At 63.2% G+C, this 7,980-nt stretch carries 9 protein-coding genes; all 9 read right to left on the reverse strand.

Annotated features, from left to right (window positions below):
- The coding region (locus EN993_RS26825; RefSeq protein ID WP_281040575.1) for a flagellar motor protein MotB at nt 1–599 on the reverse strand (599 nt) is incomplete at its 3' end.
- Nucleotides 596–1,222 carry a hypothetical protein gene (locus tag EN993_RS26830; RefSeq protein WP_127265269.1) on the reverse strand — a complete coding sequence of 209 codons (627 nt, stop codon included), beginning with the start codon at nt 1,220–1,222 and terminating at the stop codon, nt 596–598. The genes EN993_RS26825 and EN993_RS26830, both read right to left, overlap by 4 nt.
- 3 nt (nt 1,223–1,225) lie before the next feature.
- Nucleotides 1,226–2,872, reverse strand: a complete 1,647-nt coding sequence (gene fliF / locus EN993_RS26835) for a flagellar basal-body MS-ring/collar protein FliF (protein WP_127265270.1) — start codon at nt 2,870–2,872, stop codon at nt 1,226–1,228.
- A gap of 153 nt (nt 2,873–3,025) precedes the next feature.
- Nucleotides 3,026–4,093: a flagellin gene (locus EN993_RS26840; protein ID WP_109659382.1), complete on the reverse strand. Its 1,068-nt coding sequence runs from the start codon at nt 4,091–4,093 to the stop codon at nt 3,026–3,028.
- Nucleotides 4,094–4,358: 265 nt separating this feature from the next.
- On the reverse strand, nt 4,359–5,360 hold the full coding sequence (locus EN993_RS26845; protein ID WP_126070314.1) for a flagellin: 1,002 nt from the start codon (nt 5,358–5,360) through the stop codon (nt 4,359–4,361).
- A gap of 234 nt (nt 5,361–5,594) precedes the next feature.
- The gene (fliP, locus tag EN993_RS26850; RefSeq protein ID WP_023810007.1) at nt 5,595–6,326 is read right to left on the reverse strand and encodes a flagellar type III secretion system pore protein FliP; all 732 of its coding nucleotides are present in this window, start codon (nt 6,324–6,326) and stop codon (nt 5,595–5,597) included.
- Nucleotides 6,323–6,817 (reverse strand): flagellar basal body-associated FliL family protein, encoded by a 495-nt coding sequence (locus EN993_RS26855; protein WP_109659388.1) that lies wholly within the window; start codon nt 6,815–6,817, stop codon nt 6,323–6,325. The genes fliP and EN993_RS26855 overlap by 4 nt, the downstream gene beginning before the upstream one ends.
- A 19-nt stretch (nt 6,818–6,836) precedes the next feature.
- Nucleotides 6,837–7,547, reverse strand: coding sequence for a flagellar basal body L-ring protein FlgH (gene flgH, locus EN993_RS26860; protein WP_127265271.1), 711 nt, complete (start codon nt 7,545–7,547; stop codon nt 6,837–6,839).
- A partial coding sequence (locus tag EN993_RS26865; RefSeq protein WP_127265272.1) for a MotE family protein occupies nt 7,544–7,980 on the reverse strand: 437 nt, incomplete at its 5' end. The genes flgH and EN993_RS26865, both read right to left, overlap by 4 nt.

Consider the following 7,980-nt stretch of genomic DNA (forward strand, 5'->3'; position numbering starts at 1 on the left):
GCACTGGCCTCGGCGGCGGGTGCCGCCACCTGCTGCGACCAGAAATCCGGCTCGAAGGGATCGCGATAGGAGGCGCCGCCGGAGGCGCCCGTCGCCGGGCCGGCGGCTTGTGCGCCGCCGTCACCCTTCTGGCTGACATTCTGCATGACGCCGGTATCGGTGGCGATTTCCGAAAGCACCGCGTAGGGATCGGCGAACAGATGCTCGTCGGAGTGTTCCGCCTGCGGGAGTTCTTGCTTGTCCTGTTTGCGTTCCGCCGAGCCATCGCCGTCCTGGCCGGCCTTGCTGGTCGCCTTCTTCGGATTGTCGGCCGTTGTCCCGATCGCGCGCGGACCGTCGCCGAGGTCCTCCAGGCCCTTGCGGCTCGAATTGCGGTCGACCAGCTTGACCGGGTTGAAGTAGCTGGCGACGGCTGCCTTGGTCTGCTCGTTGGCGGCGTTGATCAGCCACATGACCAGGAAGAAACACATCATGGCCGTCATGAAGTCGGCGAAGGCGATCTTCCAGACGCCGCCATGGTGGGCCTCGTCATGATCGTCATGACCACGCCGCACGATGATGATTTCGTGGGGCGTGTGTCCGGCTTCGGCCACGCTCATGCCAGAACCTCAGAGAGGGTCGTCGACCATTCGGCCATGCGTGTCTCGAACACCGCTTCGTCTATGGCGACGGTGAGGTCGAAGCCTGGTGCCTCGACGAAGTCGAGATTGGCCGCGCGCGGCCCGAGCGATGCCTTCAGTGTTTCGAACAGCGAGAGCGGACCGCGCACGACGATGCGCACCGCTTCGGCATCGCCGACCGCTTCGTGTATCGCGCTGGCGAGCACCTCGATCGAGCGTTTCTGCAGATCGTCGCTGACGATGCCGCCGATGATGCGGGCGACCGTGGCGGCGACAAGCCCGGTCACGCGTGCCTCCATGGCATCGATGCGTGACGAGACCGCCTTGCCGACATCGTCGCCGAGGCTTTCGAGAAATACCCTTGCTTCGTCTGCATTGGCCTGGCGTTCGGCTTCGAGCGCGGCATCATGCGCAGCCGACAGGCGCGCCTCGAGCGCCGCTTCAGCCTGGGCAACCGCTTCCGCGATCAGCGTGCCGATATCGGCTTGCGGCGCTGGCGTCTCGGGCTTGTGTTCGGGATCGACTGCCGCCCGGGGCTGGCCGGCGCGTTGCGCGCGGGTGCCGAAATCAGGCAGAAGGTCGAAGAGGGCTGCGGAGGGCATGGCTTACACCGCAACTTCCTGGGCAGCCCATTTGCGCAGGATCTGCGCCGTGCGCTCCTCGTTGAGGTCGACCATCCGGGCAAGCCGATCCTGCGGCGCCGGCCTGATCTTCTGGCGAAGATCGTCGAGCGGCGTCGGACCTGGGCGCGAGCCGGGCAAGGCGGCAACCGCGGCATTGTCGGTGGCGGCAGTTGCTTCCGGCGTCGGCAGCGAGCGCTGGACGTCATCGAAGCTGGGGCCTGACAGGGCCGGTGTTGCCTTTGCCGTCAGCGCCGACGCCATCGGCCTCAGGCCGAAGAAGGCGACCAGGAACACCACGACGATGAAGGCGCCGGCGTTGATCAGGGTGCCGGTATGCTGGCCGATGGAATCGAGCATTCCAGCCTGCGGGATCGCCTCGCCGTCCAGCCCGTCGATGAACTCGACCGCCGACACGTCGATGACGTCGCCGCGCTTTTCGTCCAGGCCGGTGGCGGAGGTCACCATTTTCTGGATGTCGGCCACGCGCTTGGCAATCTGCTCCGGCGTGGCGTCCTTGCCGAGTATGGTCATCAGCCGCTGCTGGTTGACGACGACGGCAATCGACATCTTGGTGACGCTGTAGCCGTTGGAGACGGTGGCGATCTTCTTCGAATTGATCTCGTAATTGGTGATCTCTTCCCTGCGGTCGTTCTGCGACGAGGATTGCGGTCCATCGGTGGCGGTTGCCTGGGTTTCGGGCAGGTTCTGCTCGACGCTGGCCGGGGTGGAAGCCTGCTTCTGGTTGTTGTTTTCGTTGGCACGCACCGACTGCACCGAGCGCTCGACGCGCGAGTTCGGATCGAAGATGGTTTCTTCCGTCTGGCGGGTGTCGGTGTTGACTTCGGCCTTGACGCTGGCGCGGAAATTGTCGGGGCCGAGATAGGCCGTCAGCGCGCGGCGGATGTTGTCGCCGATCTGCGCCTCGACAGTCTGCTCGACGCCGAGCGTGCGCGCGGCGCTGGTGTTGGAAGGATCATCGCCCGCGGCCAGCAGATTGCCGCTGGAATCGAGCACCGTCACCTTGTCGGCCGACAGGCCGGGGACGGCGGCGGCGACGAGATGGCGGATCGACATGGCGCTCTTCTCGGCGTCGATGCCGGCGTAGCGGATGACCACAGAGGCGGAGGGCTGCTGCTCGTCGCGGCGGAAATTGGCGCGCTCGGACATGACGATGTGCACGCGCGCCGCCTTGATACCCGATATCGACTGGATGGTGCGCGCGATTTCGCCTTCCAGCGCGCGCACACGGGTGATCTGCTGCATGAAGGAGGTGAGGCCGAGCGAGCCGACATTGTCGAACAATTCGTAGCCGGCATTGGCGCTGGTCGGCAGGCCCTTTTCGGCAAGCAGCATGCGCGCCTGCGCGGTGGTGCCGGCCGGCACCAGCACCGAAGTTCCGTCGGCGCCGACGTCGAAGCCGATGCCGGCTTCGCCCAGCACCAGGCCGATCTGGTTCACGTCGGCGCGGTCGAGCCCGACATAGAGCGTGTCGTAGGCAGGGCGGTTGAGGTAGACCGAGGCGATGCCGATGACGCCCATCACCAGAACGGCGATACCCGCCAGCATGGCGAGGCGCTTCACGCCAAATCCGCGGAGATTCGAGATGATGCTCTGGATCTGTTCCGGCACGGTTCAACGACTCCCAGCATGATTGTCCGCCGGAACAGTAGTCCTCGAAGCTTGTGCGAAAATGAAATCGGGCCGCGCTTGCGGCGCGGCCCGTCAATCGAAGTGCGAAAAGGAGGGCGGGATGCGAAAGGAGGGCGCCGGTGGCGCCCGCGATTAGTTCTTGAACAGCGACAGGATCGACTGCGAGGCGCTGTTGGCGATCGACAGCGACTGAATGCCGAGCTGCTGCTGCACCTGCAGCGCCTGCAGGCGGGTCGATTCCTTGTTCATGTCGGCATCGACGAGCTGGCCGACGCCGCGGTCGATGGAGTCCATCAAGCTCTGGGTGAAGGTCTTTTGCAGGTCGATGCTGCTCTTGGCCGAACCGAGGATGGTGGCGGAGTCGGTCAGCTGGGCCATGACCTTGTCGATCCTGGTCACCATCTGCGTGATGATGTCGTCGGTTACCCCGGCCGCCGTGATGTCGAGGTTGTAGGCGGAAATATTGTCGACCCTGGCCACCACCGCTCCCGCCGCCGTCTGGCCATCGCTGTTTGCGGCGATGTCCGTTTTTCCGAGCGCGAGCGCGGCCGCATAGGCGTTGTCATACAGGGTCTGGGCGGCCCCAGTGGCATAGATGGAGGTCTGGCGATCGAGGGTGCCGTAGTTCTTGACGTCGGTGGCCAGGCCGTAGTCGAAAAGCTTGGTGCCCTCGACATCGATGTTGATCGTTCCGATCGAGATGGCGCCGGATGAGGAGCGATTGAATGAGGACACGATCTGCGAGTCGGGCTGGACGCCGTCATTGGCGGCCGCGACCTGCTTGGAGGTCACCGCAAGGAAATTCGAGCCCGAGAAGGTGGCCGCATCGGCAAAGGACTTCATCTGCGCCTGAAGCGCCTTGATCTCGGTCTGGGTTTTTGCCTTGGCTGCGTCCGTCTGGCCGACGGTCGAAAGCAGCTTGGTCTTGATCTGGCCGATCGTTGTCAGCACATTGTTCATGCCGGTGTAGGCGGTATCGACTTTCGAGGCGCCGAGGCCGAGTGCATCCTGCACCGTCGACAGGGCCTGGTTGTCTGAGCGCATCGTGGTGGCGATCGACCAATAGGCGGCGTTGTCCGAAGCCTGCGAGACGCGGTAGCCTGTCGATATGCGAGCTTGCGTCTGCTCGAGTGACTTGTTGGTGGCGCTGAGGCTTTGAAGTGCGGTTAACGCCGAAGCGTTGGTCATGATGCTCGCCAAGAAAGTCGCTCCTTCTCAAAACCGACATGCTCAGACATGCCGGATAGGCCTGTTCAACGGTGGTATCGTGCCGGTAGGGCCGATTCGCCAACTGTTGTAAGCTATTGGTTAACCATAACTAGCGCGACATGGTTAACAGCCTGTTAAACGCTGGCCTTCGAGAGTTAAGGACCGAGGGTTGCGTGGGGCTGGAGCAAACGCAAATCGGGCCGCGCTTTTGGCGCGGCCCGATTTTTTAGTGCGAACTGTGGTAGAGCGGAGGCGATTAGCCGCGGAAGAGCGACAGGATCGACTGCGAGGAACCGTTGGCGATCGACAGCGCCTGGACGCCAAGCTGCTGCTGGACCTGCAGCGCCTGCAGACGGGTCGATTCCTTGTTCATGTCGGCATCGACGAGCTGGCCGACACCGCGATCGATGGAGTCCATCAGGTCCGAGGTGAAGGTCTTCTGCAGGTCGATACTGCTCTTGGCGGCGCCAAGCGTGGTGGCGGAGTTGGTCATGTCGGCGAGCGCGGAGTCGATGACGGTCAGCATCTGCTGGATCTGATCGTCGCCTGCAGCTTTGCCCGTTGCGGTGTCGAAGATCTTCAGGCTGGCGGCCGAATAGGTGTCGGTGGCCGTTGCAGCAGCGCCCAGGGTCACGGCCACGGCCGTGAGGGTGGCCACACCGGTGGAGCCGGTGCGTTGCGAGTCAAGGATGCCCTTTGCGAGTGTCGCGGTGGTGCCAGCTTCATACAGCTTGATGTTTTCCACCTTGACGTCGATGGTCGAGATCGAAGATGCGCCGGCCGCGTCACGGTTGAACGCCGAAAGGATCTTCACATCGGCAGCCGTCGTGGCTGTGGCGCCGCTGTTTACGGACAGCATGTTGGTGCCGGAGAAGGTGGCGCCGTCGGCGTAGGACTTCATCTGCGCCTGAAGAGCGGTGATTTCGACCTGGGTCTTTTCCTTCGAGGCATCCGTCTGGCCGTAGGAAGCCAGCAGCTTGGTCTTGATCTGGTTGATGGTGGAGATCGCGCTGTTCATGCCGGTGTAGGCGGTGTCGACCTTCGAGGCGCCGAGGCCGAGAGCGTCCGAAACGGTGGACATGGCCTGGTTGTCGGAGCGCATCGTGGTGGCGATCGACCAGTAGGCGGCATTGTCCGAGGCCTGCGAAACGCGGTAACCGGTCGAGATGCGGGCCTGGGTGTCGGTGAGGGATTTGCTGGTGGCGTTAAGGCTCTGCAGAGCCGTCAACGCAGCGGAGTTCGTCATGATGCTGGACATGGTACTCGTACCTTGATTTTACAGGTGTTTTTTAGACATACCGGGTCTCCCGGTATGACGGTGCGGCATCATGCCAATGATCTCTGAAATCGATCACCCGCCATCTGCGAGCGAATATGCGGGCAAGTCCCTACCAAAGGGCTAAACCGGACGGTTAATCGAAAATATTTTGCTTGAAATTCTGTGCCTGCGCGGCACGGCAGCGACCAGTTGCCAGGGATCAGTCGCCAGCTGTCAATTGAAGGAGCGCACCAGGCTGCCGACAAGAAGATTCCAGCCGTCGATCAGGACGAAGAACAGGATCTTGAACGGCAGCGACACCACTGTCGGCGGCAGCATCATCATGCCCATCGCCATGGTGATGGTGGCGACGATCAGGTCGATGACCAGGAATGGCAGCACGATCAGGAAGCCGATCTCGAAGCCGCGCCGGATCTCCGAGATCATGAAGGCGGGCACCAGGATGCGCAGGTCGACAGTGTCGCGCGAAACAGTTTGCCCGCGCTCGCGGGCGAGGTCGGCGAAGAGGTCGAAGTCCTTGTCGCGCACATTGCGCAGCATGAAGGTGCGGAACGGATCAGAAATCTTGTCGAAGGCTTCGGTCTGGGTGATCTGATTGTCCATTAGCGGCTTGACGCCGGTGTTCCAGGCCTGGTCGAAGGTCGGCGCCATGACATAGAAGGTCATGAACAGCGACAGCGAAATGAGAATGAGGTTTGCCGGCGTCGACTGCAGACCGATGCCGGCGCGCAGGATCGAGAAGGCGATGACGAAGCGGGTGAAGCTCGTCACCATGATCAGCAGGCCCGGCGCCACCGACAGCACGGTCAGCAGGCCGAACATCTGGATGATGTAGCCGACGGTGGTGCCGTCGGCCTTGCCAATGCCGCCGAGATCGAGTTGCTGCGCCGCCGCGACCGACGTGGCGGCGGCGATCATCGCCGTAGCGAGAAGGAACTTTCTCATTCGAGCAGCAATGTCCTGATGAGGATCTGTTTGGCGTGACCCTGGCTGCGGATCGAGGCGCGTTCCTCGAGATCGGCCTTCAGGTGCTGGTAGCCGCTGGCGCCCTCGATTTGATGCATCTTCAAGGTGCGCACCAGGGCCAGAAGGTCCTGGTGGATGTCATCCGACATTGCCTGTGGCTGTGGCCCGTCATAGACGACGGACACCTCCATCCTGATCCAGGTATCGGCAGGCGAGGCGATGTTGGTGGTGATCGGCGCCAGGACGACGAGTGTCGGCCCCACGCCTGGCTGTTCGGCCGCAGCCGGCTGCTCGGCCTTGCCTTCGTTCTCAGGCGCCACCGGTACCGACGCAGGGGCATCGACGCCCTTCAGGTAGCCGCCGGACATCCAGCCCATGCCGATGGCGGCCGCCGTCACAACCAGCAGCATGGCGGCCTGGATGGCAAGGGAGGGACCCTTGCGCGGCTGAACCTGTTCGACATTTGCCACGGCGCCGTGTCCCCCGATCCTAGAACGGAAGAACCTGGTCGAGAACCTGCTGGCCGTAGGCAGGTTGCTGGACCTCGGTGATGCGGCCGCGTCCGCCATAGGAGATGCGCGCTTCGGCGATGCGTTCGTAGGGGATGGTGTTCTCGGCGCCGATATCGGCCGGCCGCACGATGCCGGCAATGGTCAGCACCCTGAGCTCGGCGTTGACGCGCACTTCCTGCGATCCCTTGATCATCAAATTGCCGTTCGGCAAGACATCGATGACGATGGCGGCGACATTGAGCTCCAGTGTTTCCGATCGCTTGATCTCGCCATCGGCCGTCGTGTCCGTGGTGGAGTTGAGAGCGCCAGCACCCTTGCCGGCGGTGCTGCCAACCTTGTCCCATTCCGCGCTGATATCGAAACCGAGCTTGCGGTTGGCGGTGCGGCTCCTGTCGTTCTGGTTCTTGAAGTTGGCCCGGTCGTTGATCTTGATCTTGACGGTCAGGATGTCGCCTTGGGACAGCGCCCGCGGGTCGGTGAACAGCCGGCTCTGGCGGTCATCCCACAACGAGAATTTCCTGGGCGGTGCCGGCGGCGTCTCAGGATAGCGATAGAGCGAGCCGGTGCTGCCGTCGTCGATGCCGGAGCCGACCGGCGACAGAGCCGGATCCCTGCCGACCTCCTTGAGGTTGGTTCCGCAGCCGGACAGCACGGCGACCGCGCACAGGACGAGCATTTTGCGGATCATGACGGATCTACCCTTCGGGCTGCGCTGGCCATGATGCCGGTGAGCGTTGCCGCCGCCTTCTGGTCCATTTCGTTGAGGATGACGCTCGCCTTGCGTGAATCGAGCTTCATCAATATGGCCGCCGCCAGATCGGCGTTGACGATGGCCAGCCGCTCGGCGGCGGCGTCGGGTTTCATGCCGGCGTAGATCTGGACGACGCCGTCTTCGGCCCGGGCCAGGAAAACCTCGCGCCGCTTCAGCCAGGTCTCGTACTCGGCTTTCTTTGCATCCAGAGCTTTCATGCGCTCGTCAATGCCGGCCTGAAGCTGCTTCAGTTCCTCCGCCTGCAAAGCATAACGGCGGTCGCGGGCGGCGTCGGCGATGTTGGAGCAGAAGCGCTCGATCTCGCTTTGGTCGGGTGCCTTTTCCCGCGCCAATTGCGGCGCCGCCGCTG

The organism is Mesorhizobium sp. M7D.F.Ca.US.004.01.2.1 (assembly GCF_003997785.1).
Lineage (GTDB): Bacteria > Pseudomonadota > Alphaproteobacteria > Rhizobiales > Rhizobiaceae > Mesorhizobium > Mesorhizobium loti.